The 22558-nt window shown below is 40.7% G+C and carries 19 protein-coding genes and 1 riboswitch; of the genes, 8 read left to right on the forward strand and 11 right to left on the reverse strand.

What is annotated here, in order from left to right:
* Nucleotides 1–4: 4 nt before the first annotated feature.
* On the forward strand, nucleotides 5–907 hold the full coding sequence (locus ABXS85_RS07695; protein WP_353669456.1) for a DMT family transporter: 903 nt from the start codon (nucleotides 5–7) through the stop codon (nucleotides 905–907).
* 1 nt (nucleotide 908) lies between these two features.
* Here ABXS85_RS07695 and ABXS85_RS07700 read toward each other — a convergent pair whose 3' ends face one another.
* The 7 genes from ABXS85_RS07700 to hldE form a co-directional block, all read right to left on the reverse strand.
* The gene (locus ABXS85_RS07700) at nucleotides 909–1775 is read right to left on the reverse strand and encodes a DMT family transporter (RefSeq protein WP_353669457.1); all 867 of its coding nucleotides are present in this window, start codon (nucleotides 1773–1775) and stop codon (nucleotides 909–911) included.
* A 44-nt stretch (nucleotides 1776–1819) separates the two neighbouring features.
* Nucleotides 1820–2533 carry an ATP-binding cassette domain-containing protein gene (locus ABXS85_RS07705; protein WP_353669458.1) on the reverse strand — a complete coding sequence of 238 codons (714 nt, stop codon included), beginning with the start codon at nucleotides 2531–2533 and terminating at the stop codon, nucleotides 1820–1822.
* On the reverse strand, nucleotides 2526–4100 hold the full coding sequence (thiP, locus tag ABXS85_RS07710) for a thiamine/thiamine pyrophosphate ABC transporter permease (RefSeq protein ID WP_353669459.1): 1575 nt from the start codon (nucleotides 4098–4100) through the stop codon (nucleotides 2526–2528). Before thiP ends, ABXS85_RS07705 begins: the two co-directional genes overlap by 8 nt.
* A 23-nt stretch (nucleotides 4101–4123) precedes the next feature.
* Nucleotides 4124–5134: a thiamine ABC transporter substrate binding subunit gene (gene thiB / locus ABXS85_RS07715; RefSeq protein WP_353669460.1), complete on the reverse strand. Its 1011-nt coding sequence runs from the start codon at nucleotides 5132–5134 to the stop codon at nucleotides 4124–4126.
* Between the two features lie 55 nt (nucleotides 5135–5189).
* Nucleotides 5190–5306: riboswitch (TPP riboswitch) on the reverse strand.
* 22 nt (nucleotides 5307–5328) lie between these two features.
* Nucleotides 5329–6555, reverse strand: a complete 1227-nt coding sequence (locus tag ABXS85_RS07720; RefSeq protein WP_353669461.1) for a 3-deoxy-D-manno-octulosonic acid transferase — start codon at nucleotides 6553–6555, stop codon at nucleotides 5329–5331.
* Nucleotides 6555–8339 carry a lipid A export permease/ATP-binding protein MsbA gene (gene msbA, locus ABXS85_RS07725; protein WP_353669462.1) on the reverse strand — a complete coding sequence of 595 codons (1785 nt, stop codon included), beginning with the start codon at nucleotides 8337–8339 and terminating at the stop codon, nucleotides 6555–6557. Before msbA ends, ABXS85_RS07720 begins: the two co-directional genes overlap by 1 nt.
* Entirely contained in the window at nucleotides 8340–9767 is a 1428-nt protein-coding gene (gene hldE / locus ABXS85_RS07730) for a bifunctional D-glycero-beta-D-manno-heptose-7-phosphate kinase/D-glycero-beta-D-manno-heptose 1-phosphate adenylyltransferase HldE (RefSeq protein ID WP_353669463.1), read from the reverse strand.
* Nucleotides 9768–9863: 96 nt separating this feature from the next.
* Here hldE and ABXS85_RS07735 point away from each other — a divergent pair, with 96 nt between their 5' ends.
* The 6 genes from ABXS85_RS07735 to ABXS85_RS07760 are packed head-to-tail and all read left to right on the forward strand — an operon-like array spanning nucleotide 9864 to nucleotide 15734.
* Nucleotides 9864–11021 (forward strand): AGE family epimerase/isomerase, encoded by a 1158-nt coding sequence (locus ABXS85_RS07735; protein ID WP_353669464.1) that lies wholly within the window; start codon nucleotides 9864–9866, stop codon nucleotides 11019–11021.
* Nucleotides 11022–11023: 2 nt separating this feature from the next.
* A complete protein-coding gene (rfaD, locus tag ABXS85_RS07740) occupies nucleotides 11024–11971 on the forward strand; it encodes an ADP-glyceromanno-heptose 6-epimerase (RefSeq protein WP_353669465.1) in 948 nt (315 codons plus the stop codon).
* A complete protein-coding gene (gene waaF / locus ABXS85_RS07745) occupies nucleotides 11964–12965 on the forward strand; it encodes a lipopolysaccharide heptosyltransferase II (protein ID WP_353669466.1) in 1002 nt (333 codons plus the stop codon). Before rfaD ends, waaF begins: the two co-directional genes overlap by 8 nt.
* Nucleotides 12965–13906, forward strand: a complete 942-nt coding sequence (locus ABXS85_RS07750) for a glycosyltransferase family 9 protein (protein ID WP_353669467.1) — start codon at nucleotides 12965–12967, stop codon at nucleotides 13904–13906. Before waaF ends, ABXS85_RS07750 begins: the two co-directional genes overlap by 1 nt.
* A complete protein-coding gene (locus ABXS85_RS07755) occupies nucleotides 13903–14685 on the forward strand; it encodes a glycosyltransferase family 2 protein (RefSeq protein WP_353669468.1) in 783 nt (260 codons plus the stop codon). The genes ABXS85_RS07750 and ABXS85_RS07755 overlap by 4 nt, the downstream gene beginning before the upstream one ends.
* Before the next feature lie 8 nt (nucleotides 14686–14693).
* Nucleotides 14694–15734: a glycosyltransferase family 4 protein gene (locus ABXS85_RS07760; protein ID WP_353669469.1), complete on the forward strand. Its 1041-nt coding sequence runs from the start codon at nucleotides 14694–14696 to the stop codon at nucleotides 15732–15734.
* A 379-nt stretch (nucleotides 15735–16113) separates the two neighbouring features.
* On the opposite strand, the gene ABXS85_RS07765 is transcribed toward ABXS85_RS07760, so the two are convergent.
* The 3 genes from ABXS85_RS07765 to ABXS85_RS07775 all read right to left on the reverse strand — a co-directional run bounded on the left by ABXS85_RS07765 (nucleotide 16114) and on the right by ABXS85_RS07775 (nucleotide 20144).
* Nucleotides 16114–17940, reverse strand: a complete 1827-nt coding sequence (locus tag ABXS85_RS07765) for a DUF3413 domain-containing protein (RefSeq protein WP_353669470.1) — start codon at nucleotides 17938–17940, stop codon at nucleotides 16114–16116.
* A 77-nt stretch (nucleotides 17941–18017) separates the two neighbouring features.
* A complete protein-coding gene (locus ABXS85_RS07770; RefSeq protein WP_353669471.1) occupies nucleotides 18018–19187 on the reverse strand; it encodes a nucleotide sugar dehydrogenase in 1170 nt (389 codons plus the stop codon).
* Nucleotides 19188–19304: 117 nt separating this feature from the next.
* Entirely contained in the window at nucleotides 19305–20144 is an 840-nt protein-coding gene (locus tag ABXS85_RS07775) for a sulfurtransferase (RefSeq protein WP_353669472.1), read from the reverse strand.
* Between the two features lie 120 nt (nucleotides 20145–20264).
* Here ABXS85_RS07775 and ABXS85_RS07780 point away from each other — a divergent pair, with 120 nt between their 5' ends.
* A complete protein-coding gene (locus tag ABXS85_RS07780; RefSeq protein WP_353669473.1) occupies nucleotides 20265–21026 on the forward strand; it encodes a TlyA family RNA methyltransferase in 762 nt (253 codons plus the stop codon).
* A gap of 27 nt (nucleotides 21027–21053) precedes the next feature.
* Here ABXS85_RS07780 and ABXS85_RS07785 read toward each other — a convergent pair whose 3' ends face one another.
* A complete protein-coding gene (locus tag ABXS85_RS07785; protein WP_353669474.1) occupies nucleotides 21054–22469 on the reverse strand; it encodes an MATE family efflux transporter in 1416 nt (471 codons plus the stop codon).
* Nucleotides 22470–22558 lie beyond the last annotated feature (89 nt).

The following is a 22558-nucleotide window of genomic DNA, read 5'->3' on the forward strand; positions in this document are numbered from 1 at the left end:
TTTTATGCCTGCATTTGTGTATTTGCTACTGCCTATTTTATTCTGGTCTGGCAACTATATTTTAGGACGCATGACTGTTTCCAATGGTGTCGACCCCTATAGCATTTCTTTCCTTCGTTGGTCCTTAGCCTGCTTGATAATACTGCCATTTGCCTATCAAAAGCTTTACCAAGAGAGACATATTATCCGCCAACACTGGCCCTTGTTAGCACTCTTTGGCTGGTTAGGCATCTGTAACTACAATCTTTTTTTGTACATAGGCCTTACTTCCACCACAGTCACCAATGCCGTATTACTCAACTCCATCATGCCAGTGATGATTCTCATCGCAGCACGCATTATTCTAGGCAGCACCACCAACAGGATACAAAACACGGGAATATTGGTGTCCACCCTTGGTGCTGTGATCATAGTTAGCCGCGGTAGTCTCGACACCTTATTACATTTAACTGTCTCTACTGGAGATCTATGGATTCTCACCGCTGCAGTCAGTTGGGCAATTTATTCCGTGATGATTATTCGTCGACCTAAAGACATGTCCTTGATTGGTTTTTTTGCCTGTACTGCCATCATAGGCACATTGGTTCAAGCACCACTATTCTTCTTATTTGCTGAGAGCAGCCTCAGCGATTTACATGCTAAAGACTGGGGAAGCATAGCTTATATGGGCGTATTCGCTTCCATTGGAGCCTTTTTATGCTGGAACATTGGCATTCAGAAATTAGGCGCAGCAACCGCTGGCCACTTCATTCACTTATTACCCGTCTTTAGTATCATCCTATCCGTTTTGCTATTAGGCGAACGTTTATTCCAGTTCCATTTTATTGGCATTGCTCTGATTTTTTCCGGCATCCTGATTGCTACTGTACTCAATAATCAAGTGTCTAAACCTAAATCAAGTGAATAGATTAACCTCGATTACGTGCGATGCGAGTGCTGATCAGAATACTCATAAAAATCAGCACTACGCCCATTACAGCAAACTGATCGGGCACATGTCCCCAAATAACCCAGCCCCAAAAGCCACTGAAAACAACGCCGATGTAACTAACCGGTGACACCATACTGGCAGGTGCATAGGTATAGGCTTTGTTATACAAAAACATACCAACATATAAGGTAACAGCCACCACAGCCACCCAAGGCCAAACGGACATAGGTAACAATAGGCTATCTCCTTGAGAAAAAACTAAGGGTAAAGACAAAACACAGGACACCAAAAAATACACCAGTAAGGTTTCTTCGCCTGATACCTCATGCGACAACATTCGTGTAGTCACCATAGACAAAGCCAAACCAACAGCAGACACAAATCCCACCAGATGCCAAGGATTAATATGGTCCGGCGTGGGCTGAATCACCAAAGCAACCCCAATAAAGCCAATAATCAAAGGCAGCCAACGAGCTCTTGGAATGCGAATGCGATGAATCACCAACACCACAAAAGGCACACATAGAGGTGCACAGGTACGCAATAAAGAAGCTTCTACCAACGGAATATGATTGAGAGCCCAATAATAAAATAGAAAGCCAATGAAACCGCCGAAACTACGCAATAAATGAATACGCCATACCGTCCAAGGTCGCTTTTGCCATTTACCACGCATTTGAGGCAGTAAAACCAAAACGCAAAACAAACTTTGCCAAAAGACTAAACTTGAAACTGCGATGTAGGTTTGCGCCTGCTTAGCTGCTACTGCAGTGACCGACATAATAAAAGCATACGCAATGGTCGCTAAAATACCCTTTTTAATCAGTTCCCTATCGTCCAACATCGGAAGCCTCATGCAAATAATAGATGGTCGCCATATGTACTGAATTATTCGTCTTTTGTCGAGGTATTTGCACGCCCAAGGTAACGCTCAAAAGCGACATGATCTTGTCTCCCCTGCAACACTTCCATTGTGTCATGCGCCGCCACTTTACCTGATTCAATTATCATGACTTTTCCTCCCACTAAGCTTGCCTCACTGGGCAAATGGGAAACCAACAAGGTCGTCAAAGTCAAACTCTCTGTTACTTCTTTCACCAGAAACAGCATTTCCTCACGTAATACTGGATCCAGCGCACTAAAAGGTTCATCTAATAGTAAAATAGGCTTGTTTCGCACCATGACTCTGGCAATGGCAACTCGTTGCGCCTGACCACCAGAAAGCGCTTGCGGATATGACTTGGCTTTTTCTATCAATTGAGTTTGCTCTAAAGCCCAATATACTTTCTCTTGCTGTTCCGGGGTCAATCGCAAGCTGGAAACAAGGCCAATAGCAACATTTTGCCAAACCGTTAGCTGAGGAAACAAATTATCACTTTGAAATAAGGTTGAAATCGGTCGATCATAAGCAGGCAAATTTGATAGAGACATTTGATTGAATAACAGCTGACCTTTACCTTGTAAAAAACCACCAATTAAATGCAATAAGGTACTTTTACCTTCTCCACTCCCACCAAGTAAAGTAGTCATACCAGTCTCTATTTGTGCTTGATAATGGGCGTGAAAATCTTCCCAATGATACTCGAGATTAAGATCAAGCATGCTGACGACCTCCAATGATTCGACCACTTAAGACGAATAACAACAAACAGAGTAAAATTAACACCACCGCCACACAAGCGCCTTCCTCAAGCCGATAATTGCCAATTAATTGGAACAAATACAAAGGCAATGACACCATCCCTTGACTACCAAACAAGGCAATCACCCCCATATCCCCAAGAGATAACACCAACGCAAAGGCAAAACCTTGGGCTATACAAAATTTTTGCACTGGCCATTCCAGTTTCCAGCGCTGCCATCTTGCCACTCCTAAACTGCTGTATAAGTTACGATAACGTCGCTCCTGCTGATAAAAGCTTGGCATAATAGAACGCAGCACAAACGGCATGGCCATCACAGCATTTACCCAAACCACAATCCAATAACTGGATGAAAAACTCATCCCCATTTCACGCATCCAGAGAAACAAGCCTGTCGCGATAACCAAGCCTGGCACCATCAAAATAAAATTCCCTAGTTGCTCCAGTCGAATAGAATACACATCCAAAACAGCTCGCCCCATACAGTACCTTGCTACAACAGCAAAACACACACCCATCAATACACTGAAAAACGCCGCAGGGAAGGCTATTTTTAACGACACCCACATTGCAGACCATAGCCCTGGAGACTGAATAGTCTGCCAAAAAGTCATAGTGAAGAGAGGGTCAAATATGGCAACAAACGGCGGCACCACCAAGAAAAGCACACTCAGTAAAGCCAAGCCATCAGAGCCAGTGGACAGCCAAGACTGTCTTATGGGGTACAAAGTTTCACCTAGCAAGCTAGCGTCTTGTCTGTGTATAGGCGCAAACTTATAGACCAAGAATGCCATAGCACTGCAAATCCCCACCTGTATCAAAGATAAAAAGCTGGCTTTGCTTAAGTCAAAATCAAAGCGTAACGCCTGATAAATAGCGACCTCTAAGGTAGAGGATTTTGGCCCGCCACCAAGACTCAACACAACAGCAAAGCTAGAGAAACAGAGCATGAAGATCAACACAAAGACACCCGGCATGGCCTTGCGTAAATAACTCCACTCAATAAAGCGAAAGGCTGCCCAACGAGAAAAACCCAGCTGATATGCCTGTCGCCATTGCCCTGCAGGAATTAAAGCATACGCCTGTAACAATAAACGCACCGCTAGGGGCAAATTGAAAAAAACATGAGCCAATAAAATCCCGCTCAAACCGTACAGGGGAAAGTCTATCGACAATAGGTTACTCACCCAACCACTACGCCCATACACCACCACGATACCCAAAATAGCGACAATACTTGGTACAACAATAGATACAGAGAAAATCTGCAGTAAAAGATTCCGCCCAAAAAACTGACGATGAAACAAACAAGATGTAACTGGAACTGCGATGGCAAGACTAATCAAGCTACTCAGTAAAGCCTGCCATAAAGAAAAACGAATTAAACGCCATAAATAAGGCTGAGACAGAAAGCTCTTCCACTCTCCTACATCAGTGAACTTCAACAAATAAAAAAGACCAATGCCCCCTAAAAAAACAAACAAGCCTACTCCCAGCAGAGCTGGCAGTAGGCTTAGGATTGGCATATTTCGTTTCAAAAAAGTCCTACTTACTCGGTCGTTGCATTCAACCACTCATTGATCCATGCTTTGCGGTTTAGCGCAACCTGTTCTGCGGGTAGCACCAGATTGTTAGCCGGCTTTAAAGCGGTATCAAAAGCAGCAGGCAAAGGCTGATCAAGCTTAATAACAGGAAGCATCCAGTTACCCGTTGCTATGGTCGACTGAAAGCCTGGTGTCAAAATGAAATTCATAAATTGCTGAGCAAGGGTTTTATTTGGTGCAGACTTTAGCATTGCCGCTACCTCCACTTGTGGATAGCGCCCCTCTTTCGCTTCAATCGCTTTATATTTGCTCTCACCTTCTGCCACTATGTGGTAAGCAGGCGAAGTGGAGTAGCTCAGCACCACGTCCGCTTCCCCTTTAAGGAAGAGGCCATATGCATCCGACCAACCTTTGGTCACGGTAACAGTGTGAGAAGCTAGGGTTTTCCAAGCTGTAGCGGCATCCTCACCATATACAGACTTCATCCAGAGCATTAAGCCTAAACCTGGTGTACTGGTGCGAGGATCTTGGTAAATGACACGTAAATCTTGGTTTTCAACAATCTCTGACAAACTTGTTGGCGGATTGGAGAGTGTTTCAGAGTTGTAGATAAAAGCAAAGTGCCCATGGTCAAATGGCACGAAAACTTCATCTGTCCAAGCCTTATCCAGCTGCACAGAAGTAGTATCCACACCATGTTTTGCTAACAAACCAGTCTCTGCTGCGGCTGTCATCAAATTCAGATCCAAACCTAACAAAACATCCGCTTGAGACGACTTCCCTTCTAATTGCACGCGAGACAAAATGCCACCAGAAGAATCCAAGGCAACAAAATTCAACTCACAATCACACTCCTTCTCAAAATTTTCTTTTATTTTTGGCCCCGGGCCCCAATCGGATGCGAAAGAATCATAGGTGTATACATTTAAAGTCTGACTGAAGACAGCAGCAGAAAAAGCAAAAGATAGGCTTGCCAAAGCAATACTTGAACATTGACGAAGAGAGAGTTTTTTCAAGGTGTCGCTCCTAAAGTAAGTGAGCGGCGTATCAAAGGAATATAAGCAAACAGAACATTACTTACTACCTCAATTCCTACGCCAGCATAATCTGGATCAGGTTCAATGGGTTAGCGAACAATCACTTCTCAGCTTGAAATGAAAATTAAATCAAGCACCCCATGAGATATAGAGCGGACATTGTAAAGAGTCACTTAATGAAAGTCTATTTCATTAAGTACTCGTGTTACTGCACCTTGACTGCTTTGCGCGAACCTTAATGCGGCTTGGCCAAGACGAATTCGTTGGGACGATTGTTTTGATAGAGAAATCAGTAAATTGCTCAGCTGCTCCTCATTCTGACAACGCAATGCCCCTTTCGCCAAGATCAACTGATCTGTAATGTCTTGAAAATTAAAGGTATAAGGACCAACTAAAATGGCTTTGGAAAGCAAGGCTGGCTCAATCGGATTGTGACCACCACGTTTTATCAAGCTTCCACCAACAAAGGCCAAATCTGACGCTTGATAGTAATGCATAAGTTCTCCCATGCTATCACCTATCACCACTTCGAAATCCTTCCATTTATTTACGGGTGTTTTACTGCGTAGTGCCACTTTTGAGAAAGACTCTTTTGCCAACTCGCTGACTTCTTCGAAACGTTCAGGATGACGAGGAACTAAAACCAATAGTGCTTGTGGTTGAGACCTCAACAGAACTTGATGCGCTTTTAATATCTGCGCTTCTTCACCTTGGTGAGTACTAGCAGCAAGCCAAACAAAAGGTCGATCAATTTGTTCTCGCCAGTTCTGATCCAATACCTCTTCAGAAACAGCCAAATCGAATTTTATGCTGCCCGTCGCATACACTTTGCTTGCCCCTAAACGCTTAATACGATCCGCATCGGCCTGCGCATGCGCCAAAAATTGATCTGGCAAAGCAAACAATCGAGATGAAAAACGAGGAAACCTTTGATACCGAAGATAAGAACGCTCGCTCATTCGCGCATTAACAATACTGACATGAAGCCCTTTTTGTTTCGCCAGCATTAAAAGGTTTGGCCAAAGCTCCATTTCAACAATCAATAATCTTGGGCACTCTATTCGACTCAGTGCTTTCTGCACTGCCCAATGCCAATCCATTGGTAAATATTTATGCTGAGCAAAGGGAAAGACTTTTACAACCTGCTCTGCCCCAGTGGGTGTCATGGTCGTCACCAATAAACGATGATCAGGGTATTTTTCGCGCCACTGTGCCACCAAGGGTCTGGCCGCCAAGACTTCTCCCACAGAAGCACAATGCAGCCAAAGATCGGCCTCTACTTTCCCCCAGTGCCCACAAGCCTCCTTTGCACGATAATTCGCATAGGTACGTTTGAAACGACGAATTTTTAACCATATTAGCGGCGTTAGTAGGTTAATAACAAAAGAGTACAACCACATTATTCAGCCGCCTCACTAAATTGCTGATTATGCAATTGCGCATAGGCCCCTTGCTGCGCAAGCAATTCCTGATGCGAACCTTGCTCAATAATCTCGCCATGATCCACCACCGCAATAATATCGGCATTTTCAATGGTGGATAGACGATGGGCTATTGCAATGGTAGTACGATTTTCCATCAAGCCGTCTAAGGCAGATTGAATAGCACGTTCTGATTCAGTATCCAGTGCTGATGTCGCTTCATCTAATATGAGAATAGGTGCATTTTTAAGAATGGCTCTAGCGATGGCGATACGTTGACGCTGACCACCGGACAGCAGGACCCCATTCTCTCCCACCATGGTATCAAGGCCCTTATCCAATTCCTCGATGAAGCCCCAAGCATTAGCCGCTTTGGCAGCTGTAATAACGTCTTCTTCCTTAGCATCACGCAAATGACCATAGGCAATGTTCTCTCGTATAGTACCGTTAAAGAGCACAACCTGTTGATTCACCAAAGCAATATTAGACCTCAGAGACTCTAATTGATAATCGGCAATAGGCACACCATCGATATTTAATTCCCCTTCATCTAAGTTATAAAAACGCGGAATCAAATTTGCTAATGTCGATTTACCACTGCCGGAGCGCCCGACCAACGCCAAGGTTTTTCCTGCAGGTAATGATAGGGTGATGTTTTTCAGCGCTTGCTTTTCCGTACCTGGGTATTGAAATGACATACCCTTCCATTCAATATTTCCTTTCAACTGACTGGCTAATATTTTCCCTTCATCAGGCTCAACACGCATATCCAAAAATTCAAAGATACTTTGTGACGCTGCAATCCCTTTTTGCAATACACTGTTGACATCCGTTAGCTGACGAATAGGTTTGCCAAGCATGCCGGCAGCGGTTAAGAAGGCAATAAAGTCTCCCGGTGTCATGTGTTGACTCAGGGTTGGACTAAGCGCAAACCAGATTAAAGTCGCCATGGCAAAAGCCAATATAAACTGCACAATAGGAATATTTAGGGAGCGGGTTTTTTCCATTTTCAATTGAGAACGGCGATTCTCTTGTGCGGCTTTACGGAAACGTTCAACTTCGTATTCGCTGCCACCAAAGATTTTAACCACCTCATGACCTTTAATGGCTTCCGAGGCCACATCCGTCACACCTCCCATTGCATTTTGAATGCGCTTACTGAGGCGACGAAAACGCTTGGATGCATAAGACACGATTAACCCAATAAGAGGTACAACTAACATAAAGAGCAAGGTTAGCTTCCAATTCATATAAATCATGTAAACCAACAAGCCCACCACAGTAAAACCTTCCCTCAAGACGACTCGGATCGCTTGAGTAACGGCACCAATAACTTGCTCGGTATCATATGTTAATTTGGCTAATAGTCGTCCGGTTGGTATCGAATGATAATAACTAGAAGACATTTTAACCATTTTGTTAAACATGCTGGTTCTTAGGTCAAATACAACCTTGTTGGCCACTTGTGCCATAAAATAGCCGCCCAGAAATGTACCTATGCCTCGAGCAATAAAAATAGCCAATATAGCAAGCGGTATAACAATTCTGTTTTCAAGCACCTTACCTTCTGAAACGGTATCAACAATATGTTTTAACAAGGCAGCAAGGGCTGGCTCCATCCCTGCATACAGCATAAAGCCAATCACACTCAATAACACATAGATCCACGAGGCCCTAACGTAGCCCAACAACCTCAAGTAAGTACGAAAACCTGTGGTTACTGCCATCTGTCCTTTTATTTCTTCATCTTGCTTTTTTTGCATTCACAAATTCGCTTTCTCAATTATGGAGGTTGTTGAATAGCCATTTAAAAATGTCAGTACTTTTACTTCACCACCATTCGCCAAAACATGATCAGCACCAACAATTGTCTCAATGGAATAGTCTCCTCCTTTGACTAATACATCAGGTGACAAAAGCTCAATGAGTTTTTTCGGAGTATCTTCATCAAACCAAGTTACCCAATCAATCGCTCCAACACTCTCGAGTACAGCCATACGATGCTCAAGATTATTAATTGGACGCTTGTCACCCTTTAAACGCTTAACCGAAGCATCAGTATTAACCGCAACAATGAGACGATCACCAAGCGCTTTGGCTTGTTTCATATAGGCAACATGACCAGGATGTAAAATGTCGAAGCAACCGTTTGTAAAAACTACTTTTTCACCATTTACTTGAGCCAATTTGATTTGTTGCAAAAGTGCATCAGGAGAAAGCACACCAAAGTTTTTAGAATGGGTACGCTGATACATAATGGTTTCAAGCTGATCCGCCGTGATAAAGGCAGTACCAAGCTTACCCACCACATATCCTGCTGCTTGGTTAGCGTATTCCACCGCATCCACAAAACGTTTACTGGTCACATAGATGGCCGTTAATACGGCAATAACAGTATCTCCCGCCCCCGTCACATCAAATACTTCGCGAGCAGCCGTTGCAAGATAAAATGGTGTTTTATCACCATCTAACAAAACCAGCCCATCTTCACCTCGTGTCACCAGTAAAGCATGCCATCCAAACCGTGCTTTTAATTCTTTAGCCTTGCTTTCTAATTCCTCTGTGGAATGACAGGTTCCAACTATGGTTTCAAATTCAAGTAGGTTTGGTTTAACCAATGTGGCACCTTGATAAATTGAGAAATCATTCCCTTTAGGATCAACAAGGCTTGGTACATTGGCTTGATTAGCCAATTTGATTAACTGCGGGATATCGGCCAGACAACCTTTTGCGTAATCAGAAAAAATGACAGCATCAACATCAGATAGAGTCTGTTTAACAACCTCAGCAAGTGCTTCATTTTGCGACAAACTGTCTACTCGCTCTTCAAAGTCGAGTCGTATTAGCTGTTGATGTCGACTCATTACCCTCAATTTGGTAATCGTAGGTAACTCTTTTGATTCAACGAAACGACAGCGAACACCTTCTTTTTCAAGACAGTCTTGCAAAACCTGCGCATTCTCATCCTGACCAACCACACCAACCAAGGTAACTGATACTCCAAGCTTAGCCAGCCCCAATGCGACGTTTGCTGCCCCGCCTGGTCTATCCTCGATATTTGATACCTTGACCACCTGCACCGGTGCTTCAGGTGAAATTCTTGAAGTGCCTCCATGCCAGTATCTATCCAACATAACATCCCCAACAACGAGAATGTGTTTATCCTTGAAATTTAGGTAAGAAGAGTTCATAGCCATTTAATCATCGATTTTTCAAAGCCGACATCTTATCATAGTCACCCTGCAAGTTGGACACGCGAACTTCATTAAAAATAAGGCTTTGTTAGCATGCTTGATTCAGCAATTTTAGATTGCCAATCTTTTGTTTTTTCTAAACTTCTTCCAAACTGGGCCAAGTATGGTCTAGATGACTCTTTGGGCTACAGTTACGAGAGTTTGCATCAAGATTGGACAATCAAGCCTATGGGTCGAATTCGATTACTTACTCAATGTCGTCAACTCTATACCTTCAGCCACGCTTGCCTTAGCAATCCAACAGAAAACAGCAAGCTTTTTGAAGCCAAACTTCAACCCCTATTTGACTTCATTTTGGAACGTTACTATCAAGACAATCGTTGGATCTTTTCTTTAAACGATGATTTAAGCACGCAAAATACCGATTCGGATGCTTACGCTCTCGCCTTTGTTTTATTGTCGTTCAGCTTTTACTATCGGGTTACCAAAGACAAAAGAGCCCTAGAGTATATAGCTAAAACTCACTATTTTTTGCATGATAAAATGGCTGCTTCCAACGGTGGTTTTTTTGAAAGTTATCCCATTAACAAAGAACAAATTCGTAGACAAAATCCACACATGCACCTGCTGGAAGGTTACATCGCCGCCTACGAAGCAACCCAGCAAAATGAATACAAAGATGCTATTGCCATGCTTTTGTCTCTTGTGGAAGCGCATTTTTTCGATAAAAAAAACAAGACACTAAGAGAATTTTATACTCCCGATTGGCAATGGCATCCTGAAACTGGCCACCAAGTTGAGCCGGGGCATCACTTTGAGTGGGTATGGCTGTTATATAAAGCAAACACAATACTACCTAACACGGAATATACCGATATTGCTCAACAACTCTGGTTAACAGCCACAAGACATGGCATTGACCCAAATGGCGGCATCTACAATCAAATAGATGGCAACACTTTATTAGCAACTGATAAAGAAAAACGTATTTGGCCTATTACAGAGTACCTAAAGGCCATCACAGTTATACCAATTGGCTTGGAAGAGAAGAGATTTCGATTAACCCAAGCTTGTGAGTTTATGCTGGATAATTACCTTTTAAGCACAGGGGGTTGGAACGAATATCTAGACCAAGATAATGCCCCAAAAAGCTACCCTCTTTCAGGCACAACCAGCTATCACATTTTTCTGGGCATTACAGAAATGCTAACATGGTTTAAATTAAACAACTCACATCACGAATTGGACTAAATATGTATATTGTTACTGGCGGCGCGGGCTTTATTGGCAGCAACATCATCAAAGCCTTAAATAATCGAGGAATTACTAATATAGTATTGGTTGACGACTTAACTGATGGTAAAAAATGCCTAAATTTGTCCGATCTTGATATTGCCGATTACATGGACATGTATGATTTTTTAGAGGCGATCAAGCAAGACTCTTTAGCAATGGATGTGACTGCCGTTTTCCATGAAGGAGCCTGCTCAGCGACCACAGAATGGAATGGCAAATATGTCATGGATGTTAACTATCAATACTCCAAAGCTGTTCTCGCATTTTGTTCAAAACATAATATTCCATTCTCTTATGCGTCTTCAGCTTCGGTATATGGCTCAGGTCCTGTCTTTGAAGAGGCAAGACAATATGAAAAGCCATTGAACATGTATGCTTACTCTAAGTTTCAATTTGATCAATACGTTCGATCCATTCTTCCTACAGCTAAACATCAGATAGTGGGCTTTCGTTACTTCAACGTATATGGCCCAAGAGAGCAACATAAAGGCAGCATGGCAAGTGTCGCTTTTCATTTACGTAATCAAGTATTAGCGGATGAGAATCCAAAATTATTTGGTGCTTATGATGGCTATGAAGCTGGTGGTCAGAGTAGGGATTTCATATACGTTGAAGATCTTGTTAATACCAAGCTGTGGTTTTTAGATAACCCTGATAAGTCTGGAATATTCAACCTTGGCACAGGCAAAGCAGAGCCATTTAGGACCATTGCAGAAACAGTTATCGAGCATTATGGTAAGGGCGAAATTGAATACATTCCATTCCCTGAGCATCTAAAAGGCGCCTATCAGAGCTTTACTCAAGCAGATATTACCAAACTAAGAGAGACTGGCTATAAAGGTTCATTTAGAGGTTTGGCAGAAGGAGTCAAAGACTACTTAGGTTGGTTAGATAATCATGGTTAAATATTTAATTGTTGGTCCATCATGGGTGGGCGACATGGTTATGGCGCAAAGCTTATTTATGACCATTAAACAACAAGAACCAGACGCCATCATTGATGTGATCGGCCCAAATTGGTCTGTGCCTATTCTTGCAAGGATGCCAGAAGTCCGTAACGCTATTGTATTGCCTACAAGTCATGGTGAATGGGGAATCAAGACACGCTTAACCATTGGCAAAAGGCTACGTGATGAGAGCTACAGCAAAGCTATAGTCATCCCAAGATCATGGAAATCGGCTTTAGTACCTTTTTTTGCGAATATACCCCATAGAATTGGTTTCAAAGGTGAACAAAGATACGTATTGCTCAACGAGCGTAGAAAGCTGGATAAAAACATTTTGAACCAGACGGTGAAACGTTTCGTGTCTCTGGGGGTAAATAATCAAGAGGCTTACCCACCGAATATTCTCCCTCAACCAAAGTTAGCCATTGATAAAGCTAATCAAATAGAGTTATATAAAAAACATTCACTCTCTCAACGCCCTGCCATTGCACTTATGCCAGGCGCTGAATTTGGCCCTTCCAAACAATGGCCTATCCCTCACTTTCATGAACTGGCAAAAAAATTAATTGAAAAAGGACATCAAGTTTGGATTCTAGGTGGTCCCAAAGACCAACAGGATGGCAATGAAATCATAAAAGACCTTGGAGAGTACGCTGTTAATTTATGTGGAAAAACGCAATTGGTTGATGCGATAGATTTGCTTGAAGCGGCTGAAGTTGCCATCAGTAATGACTCTGGACTTATGCATGTCGCTGCAGCAGTGGGCACAAGGGTACATGGCATATATGGCTCGACCAGTGAGCTTTTTACCCCCCCTCTCACGGACAATAAAGTCATCCATAATCTTCATTTAGAATGCTCTCCTTGCTTTAAAAGAGAGTGCCCTCTTGGACATACAAATTGTCAATATAAAATAAAACCAAGTAGTATCTATGAGAGCTTATTAAATTAATGAACACTGTACTATTAAGAAATCGACCTCACTATGGCGCCCAAATTACAGCCTTGCCTGCTTTGTTTTATTTCTACAAAAATTATACAAACAAGTCTCCTTTAACTCTCATATCAAAGTATGAACTGAGTTGGATATACTCTGAAGTAGAATGGATAAATGAGTCAAAAAAATCCTCTAGCAAAATTGAAGAGCTTTTATTTTCTTTCAAAAGTAAAAATTTACTAAACTTGAGACCAAGCTACTTACTTCCAATTACAGCAAGTCGAATTTTTGGAAAAGGGAAAGTTTTTAGTTTAACCAATGGAAACATAATTTCAAAAATAATACCCAACCAACATCACAAGCTAAATAATAATACCTATAGAGCAACATCATACTTAAAAATATTCATTGATAGTGAAGAAAAAATATTAGATGAAATTTCTTCACTCTTTCATAACCTCAAGCAAAAATCAAATATAGATTTTCAAAAAAATGGTATAAATATATTAATAATGCCAGGTGGCGGTGCAGGCGAATTCAAAAAATGGGGCATTGATAATTTCATCAAATGCTATCAAATTATTTCTGAAAAAATCAATGGCGAAAGCCATCTTCATATTCTCTTAGGCCCTGATGAAGAAAAAGAAAATCAATACTTAAAAAACTTAAAAAAAGAATTTAATTTCTCCGTACACATCAATTTAAAGATCAAAGATATATCTAAGCTAATTGACTCATGTGAATTAACTATAGCGAATGACTGTGGGCCCTCTCATATTGCCCAGTGCCTTCAAAAGCCGTATATTGGAATTTTTCGAAAAGAAAACCCCGAATGGTTCCTTCCTCATAAAAACTCCATAAAGATAACCCCTACTAATGGAGACAATATTAAAGATATTGAAATAAATACAATTGTCGATAAAGCTATTTATTTATTAAGGAATAAAGAACAATGATTTCTGGAAACATAATCACTTTAAATGAAGAGAAAAATATCTTTGATTGCATAACCTCTATGAAAAAAGTATGCGATGAAATCATTGTGGTTGATTCTGGTAGTAGCGACAACACGATTAAAATAGCTGAAGAGTTGGGTGCACAAGTTATTAAGCAACCCTATCTCGGCGATGGCATACAAAAAAATGTAGCGCTAAAATATGCAAAACATGACTGGGTATTAAGCTTAGATGCCGATGAACGGCTAACCCAAAAAATGATAGATTCAATTAAAAAAATCAATTTAAATCAATCACCTTATGATGCCTATTCTTTCCGAAGGCAAAATATGATTGGTAGTAGATGGATCAAGCATTGTGGATGGTATCCAGATCGCTGTATAAGGTTGTATAACTCAAAAAAAACTCGCTTTGCTAACGTAAAACAGCATGCAAAAGTTGAAACTAAGAACATTAAGGATATTAATGCTGATATTATTCACTACTCTTTTAGAAATATTGGTGAACTTTTTGCCAAGCCGGGAAGAAACTTTAGTGGCAGAGCGGCAAAAATCATGTATGCAAAAGGAAAACGGGCTAATGTATTCTCTCCTTTTACTCATGGTCTAAATGCTTTTATTCGAAAATACATTTTTCAACGTGGTTTTTTAGGTGGTGTTGATGGCTTTACAGTGTCATTGAGTTCCGCCGTTAACAGCTATCTCAAATATGCAAAGTTGCTTGAGTACCAAAGAGATACTAGTGTTACCGAACAAGATGACTTTAACAATATATGGTGAAATAATTCGTGGATAAACTATCAATTCTTCATGTTAATCTTGCTAAGGGATTTCGTGGCGGAGAAAGACAAACAGAGCTATTAATTAGATCATTATCTGAATATGCTGAAATTACTCAAACACTAGCCTGTAGAAAAAGTTCTCCTTTAAGAGAAAAATTATCTGATATCAAAAATCTAACCTTTAAAAATGTAGAAAACCAATTCTCAGGTTTATTTTCACGAAATAATTTTGACTTTGTGCATGCTCATGAAGCGAAAGCGGTACATTGGGCTTTTTTTAACAAGCTCATCCACAAGACTCCTTACATAATTACTAGGCGCGTTGACATACCAGTAAAAAATAAATGGCTAAATATACAAACCTATACGAACGCATCTGCTATTGTAGGCATATCAAACCTAATTTCACATCAGTTAAGCAACAGAAATTGGGGAGACGTTCATACTATCCCAAGTGCAAGTGCTCAATTAGAATGTAGTCCTGATATAGGCGAGGCGTTTCGGCAACTATTTCCCCATAAATTTATCGTTGGGCATGTAGGCGCTTTGGTCGATAAACATAAAGGCCAGAAGGTACTTATTGAAGTCGCAAAACTAGTAGAGCAATCCCATCCTGAATTACATTTTGTTTTTTTTGGCGATGGCACTGATAAAGAAGAACTACATCAACTAAGTAAAGAAAATCAAAATATATCTTGGATGGGGTTTAAAGAAAATATTGGTGATTATCTACCTTTTCTAGACTTATTTGCTTTTCCCTCACGCAATGAAGGATTAGGTTCTACATTATTAGACGTTATGCAAGCTGAAGTTCCCATAATAGCCTCAAACATCGGAGGTATTCCTGATATTATCAAACACCAATATACTGGTATTTTAGTTGAGGTAAATGATGCTCATGCATTAAAAGATGCGATTCTAGACTTGAAAAATGATAATGCAGCAAGAGCAAAACTACTATCAAATGCCAAAAGATTTGTCGTTGACTATCATCCCAATAAAATGGCAGAAAAATATCTTAAAATATATAAAGCAAACCTTCACTAAATAAGACTAAATATATATATTTTTAACTATAATTTCGAAAATAATATTTTCAATGATTTACCAAGAAACATACAAACAGTACCGGCATGTGCCAACATACTCCTGCACAGCACAAAACCTTACTCTATGCAGACTGACTTCGCGCCTTCCAGAGAAAGACCCTCTCTGTGTTAGGAGTCATTGAAAAGTATTAACATTACTACTCACTCCTACATTGATAGGCCGTTTCTCTGATAAGACTGATGTTCAGAATACCGATTCACAGCTATTACTCTTTGAAATTAAGCTATAAGTAGAGATACTACCTTTATCCATTAAAAAATATATAAACAATCCCGTAAACTTAAGTATAAGAATTTATTCGATTTTCTAATTGCTATTACTTCTTAAAGCGGCTCAAATGCTCCAACATTTCTTTCATATATTGCACACCCGGCCCTCCAGATTCTTTTGCCCTGTTTGATAAATCCAGCAGTTGATATTGACCACTTCTGCCAACTTCAAGAATGCTGTCCTCATTGATCATAGCATAAGCACTATAACTGGATGACATTACCCAATCTCTAACCAAATTATCGGATAATAAATCCAATCCAGTGGAGTATTTTGAGCTATCTCCTGCGGCTCCTAAAAAGTGCTGCATCAAAGTAGGCACCACATCTTCATGACTTGTCATTCCTTGTTTAAATGGTCTTCCAGAATCAATCATAGGCCCTACAATGGCAAAAGGAACATGAGTTTGAGCAGGTGTAAAATTGCCATTATGCCCCCAAAAATTAAGCTTGTTATCATTAAACTCTTGTCCATGATCACCCGTCATAATAACGATTGTATTATCTCTTTGCCCTGCATCCTCGATGGCTTGCAACACCTTTTTTGCAAGACTATCGACAAAGTGCACACTGGTTTTATAACGGTTTTTAAATGGCTCTGGATCCATTTCATTATTAAGACTCAAATAATTTACACTGTTCAACATAGGTTCAAAACGCGTTTTATAATTTTTAGGAAAATCATATCCATGTGGTGCATCATAAAACAAAAACGAAAACTGTGGTTTTGATTTATCAATATGTGAATACCAGTCCAACCAATCTTGTGTTAAATCTATATCACGAGCCGAAGGAGTATCTCCATCAGAACGAACCCTGAGATTCGGTATTTTTGAAAATACTGTTCGATTAAACTCAGGATCAAGCAGCGAGGCAGATGCAAAAGCACCTATCTGATAACCCAGTTGCTGAAACCTATCCATCATGATGGGTGATCGTTGATTAGCAAGCATGCTATGCCAATATGTGCCCGGTATACCATAAAAAAGACCAAAAATTCCCGTTCGAGTCGCGTTACCGGTTGCATAATGCTTAGGATAAATACGCCCACTTTGCGCATAAGACCATAAATTTGGTGTTATCTCTTCATTAAAAGTATCAAATCGCCAGGAATCTATTACCAAAAAAACAACGTTAATAGGATCCTTTATTTCATTATAAGATATTGTTGAAAGTGGGTAGTGAACATCTGAGCCAGTCTTAATAGATAAAGCTCTTTGCTCAGCTAAGGCTTCTTCATCTATCCAACCATACTTCTGCATTAATCTATTTGCTGTAGCAGGTTGAAATAATGGAAGATAATTTTTAACGATCAATACAGGTTGATAAGCATTCGCTGCTGCCCAGATATGAATAAAATTACTTAAAAAGAAAAAAATAATAAATCCATAAACATAAAATTTCTTTTTCCCACGAGCAGTAATTGACTGCTGCCATAGAAAACTAGCAATTAAATATTCAACTATGAAAACAAAAATAAAAGAGATGATTGTGATAGTCCATGTCAGGATTGAAAAATCCACAACATCACCAGACATTACCAGCTTTAGTACAACTTCATTTATATGAAACCTATATTGCGCAAATACAAAAGTATCAATCACTAATACAGATAATACTAAGCTAGAAAGAAGGCTAATAAAAATTAGAAATATAGGTTTAGGAAAAATAACGAAAATAAGTCCTAGTAAACCCACCACTCCACCAAGCAATGCCATCTGGCCGATCAAACTGGAGACAAGGAAAAGTGGGGCTAAGATACCTTGAGGGAAATTCGGTAAATATACAAAATACCGGCAAGCAATTAAAATTGAAAAGACAATATTAATAATTAAAAACAAACCATATAACGATAACTTTTTATTAAAACCCATTTTTTAAACCTTATTAAAACCAAAATACTTATATGGCTTAGGAAGGATAAACCATCTTGATATGTGAATAATATCGATCAAGCATCCCCACCAAACAAATCACGGGTATAAACCTTGTCAGCGACGTCTTCCACATCATCCGTCATGCGGTTTGCAACTATGACATCTGCAATCGATTTAAACTCTTCAAGGTCGTTTATGACTCTTGAATTGAAGAATTGAGATTCGCTCATTGCTGGTTCATACACAACCACCTCCACACCCTTTGCTTTGATGCGTTTCATGACTCCTTGAATCGCAGACGCACGAAAGTTGTCAGAACCAGATTTCATGACTAACCGATAAATACCAACCACTTTTGGGGAACGTTTTAGAATAGATTCAGCAATAAAATCTTTGCGTGTCACATTGGCATCCACTATAGCACGAATTAGGTTGTTAGGGACTTTGTCATAATTTGCCAATAATTGCTTGGTGTCTTTTGGAAGACAATAACCACCGTAACCAAAGGAAGGGTTATTATAATGTTGACCAATCCGAGGATCTAAGCCGACACCTTCAATGATTTGACGACTGTCTAGTTGGTGAGATTCTGCATAACTGTCCAACTCATTGAAAAAAGCCACTCGCATCGCAAGATAAGTGTTAGCAAAGAGTTTAATCGCTTCTGCTTCTGTCGAACCTGTAAGCAAAACATCAACGTCTTTTTTCAACGCCCCTTGTACCAGCAGGTTAGCAAATACGCGAGCGCGATCAGATTCTTCGCCAACGATAATACGAGACGGGTACAGGTTATCGTGCAAAGCCTTTCCTTCACGCAAAAACTCTGGAGAAAAGATCAAGTTTTTTGTGTCATAAGTCTGTCTGGCCGCTTCCGTAAATCCAACCGGAATGGTTGATTTAATTATCATCACAGCATCTGGATTAATATGACAAACGTCCGCTATAACAGATTCAACATGACGAGTATTAAAGTAATTTGTATCGGGATCGTAATCGGTTGGTGTGGCGATAATGACGAAGTCCGCACCCACATAGGCTTCATCTTTGTTTAACGTCGCCTTAAAGTTAAGCTGATCTTGTTGCAGACTACGTTCTATGTCCTCATCTTCGATCGGCGACTGTTTAGCATTCAGCATGTCTACTTTTTCAGAAATGATGTCCAATGCAACCACTTGGTTATGCTTAGCGAGCAACAAAGCATTTGAAATTCCTACGTAGCCAGTACCAGCCACTGCTATTTTCATAACTCGATACCTTACAACAAAGATCCAATCTAAAACTGCGCTCTATTTTACAGTCTATAGCAAAATAGAAAATGCTAATTGTGTCTTTTTCTCGTTTTTATGACCAAATGCTAAGAACTAATTTCCTTGCATCAAACGTGACATTCTTTTTGACCACTGACTCCAAGATCCGACATAAAGCAATCTTGCGTCAATTCCTGCATAGTTTAAAGCCAATATGTTGTGGCAAGCGGTGACACCCGAGCCACAATAGTACACATAATCGTCGACAGGATGCATAATCCAGTCTTGCCACTCAACATGAAGCTGTTCCGCTGGTTTAAATCGACCTTTTTCATCCAAATTATCCATAAAAGGACGGTTAATTGCACCGGGAATATGGCCAGCAACTGGATCCATGGTTTCGTTTTCTCCTAAGAACCTATCTTGTGCGCGCGAATCCACCAGCTGGAATTGATTGGTCTCAAAATTTTCTACTACTTGCTGTTCACTCACCGACCAGGGAAACTCAACCTTCAGGCTTACAGTATTTGGGGTGACATCAGGCACCAGAGTATCAATGTCTCTTCCCTCGCGTTTCCAAGCCGGATAGCCACCATTTAAGACACGAGTTTTAATACCTTGTTGAGTCAACATCCACCAGGCTCTCGCCGCCATCGCCCCTCCCATGTCATCGTATACAATAACGTCACTGTCTAAACCCACTCCCCATTGCTGTATACACTGAGCAAAATCATCAACACTTGGTAATGGATGCCGACCTGATGTCTGAGTTTCTTCGCCAGCTAACTCATGATGAAGGTCGATAAAAATGGCTCCTGGAATATGACCTGCAAGATACTCTTGATGACCTTTTGCTAAATCCGTTAGATAAAAGCGACTATCCAAAATAACGAGATTCTCGTTTCCCAATATAGAAGCGAGTTCGCTTGTTGAAATTAAAGTGTTCGGTTGCACGCAAAATCCTCGAATTTACTTATCTTTATGGATAAAGGTTTGTTCAATCAATGATTAAACTTACTTAGCATAGCCCAATTTTGCTAATATAAGGGCACTACTCTTTACTCTAGAATCATCATGTTACGTATCGATCTACTTCTTACTGAGCAAGGCTTAGCCAAATCTCGTTCACAAGCGCAGACTTTCATCCGCAATGGGCAAGTTCGTTATTACCTCAATGGGCAATGGCAAACTGTGTCAAAAGCAAGCCTTAAACTCCCAGAAGAGACTCAAATTAATGTCAATAAAAATCACTTAGACAAATACGTTTCGAGAGGGGCCTTAAAACTTGAAGGCGCATTAGAGCATACTCAACTGGATATATCTGGCTTTCATATATTAGATATCGGTCAATCAACTGGGGGCTTTAGTGATTGTGCAATACAACACGGCGCAGCCAAAGTCGTTGGTGTTGAAGTAGGTCATGGACAACTTGATGAGAGCTTACGACATCATCCACAGATTGTTTGTTTAGAAGGCATCAATGCTCGCTATCTTAGTGAGAAAGATTTACACGGACATATGCCTGAATTAGGTTTTGATTTAGCGGTAATGGATGTCTCTTTCATCTCTCAGAAAAAGATCTTGCCACAACTTCCTATTCTACTAAAATCCAATGGCCACCTAATCTCCTTAGTAAAACCTCAGTTTGAAGTTGGCAAAGAATTTATTGGTAAAGGCGGCATAGTCAAAGACCAAAGCAAGGTTAAAAAGCTAACCACTGACATACAAGCTTTTGTTGAAGAACTTGGATTTGAAGTGAAATGCTATTTAGCGAGCCCCATAAAAGGCAGTGATGGCAATCAAGAATATTTACTCTGGGCAAGTAAACAGAACTAATATGCATTTAAAAAAACAGCGGTATGGCTAAATTAACTCATCAAACCCAGTTGAAGCACCAGACGGCATAACCTCTCTAGTCGAAGTCGTTCCAGAAGATGACTTACTCTCTTCATATCTCTGCTCAAGCTCAACAATATATTTTCGCGCCGTGTAAAATCCGACACAGCCAAATATCACCGACCCAATTGCTTGGCCAAACAAAATTCCCTCTGCTCCCATAAACCAAGAAAACACAATAATAAGAGGCCAAGTCCCCAAAGTTGCCCGCCCAAAATTCAACATAGTACTGTTTAACGGACGCCCTAGATTATTAAAGGTCGCAATAGCAATAAACAATAGACTTTGAAAAAAGAAACTGAAGGACACAAAAGTGGCGAAGAAGCGAATCAAATCCGCTGTACCAGAGGAAGCATTAAACACCACCACCAACCAGTCCTGTGAAACATAAAGCACCCAGCAAAGCAGTACACAGTAGCCTAATGCATAAATAACCGCACTCGAAACCGTTTGATACATACGATCGAAGCGTCCTGCCCCGTAATTTTGCCCAAGAATAGGCCCAACTGCACCAGACAAAGCAAACAAACCACCAAATACAACAGGAATAATACGACCAATAATAGCCACTGCAGCAACCGCATCATCACCAAACGACGAAGTATGTTCCATCACAATAGCATTGGCTAATGGCGAAGATAAATTGGTCAACATGGCCGGCACAGCAATCATGGCAATGCTGCGGGTATCTTTAAAAAAGTCCATAAGATCAAACTCACCGAGCATCTTATGTACTTGTACCACACCATAATAAGCAACAACTACCATCGAACATCGAGCAAATAAAGATGCAATTGCAGCACCATCCACCCCAAGACCAAGAGCAAAAATAAAAATAGGGTCAAGCACCGCATTTACCAAACCACCCACCATGGTGGCATACATTGCACGCTTAGCGTCTCCTAACGCACGCATAATGCCTGAGCCAATCATACCAATCATGACCGCAGGCATGCCCAAAATTAGGATTTGCAAATAGCTGGTTGCCAAATCAAGAGCACGTCCATTAGCACCAATAAACAGCAGAAGATGAGGGATTTTAGGCCATAAAAACCATACCACAGCAGATGAAAATAAAATGCCAAATGCCAGCACATTAACCGCACGGCGCTTTGCCAGCTCAATATTATGTTCACCTATTGCACGAGAAACCAATGCCGTCGCCGCTATGGATACCGCGATACTTAAGGAAACGGTAAAAAACATTATTGTGCTAGCAAAACCCACTGCCGCAACAGCTTCTTTCTCACCTAACATTGATAAGAAAAGCATGTCGACTAAATCCACCAAAAACATACACATCAAACCCAATGCACTGGTCACCGACATGGTAACAACATGCTTAAAGGTAGAACCTTGTGTGAGTTTGGCCGAATTAGGCATCAACGCCCCCTAACAAATGATATAAAAAAACCGGGCAAACACTGTTCACCCGGTATCGATTATTTTCTCACGACTTAAGCATGAATAGA

This window comes from Marinomonas sp. THO17 (assembly GCF_040436405.1).
GTDB lineage: Bacteria > Pseudomonadota > Gammaproteobacteria > Pseudomonadales > Marinomonadaceae > Marinomonas.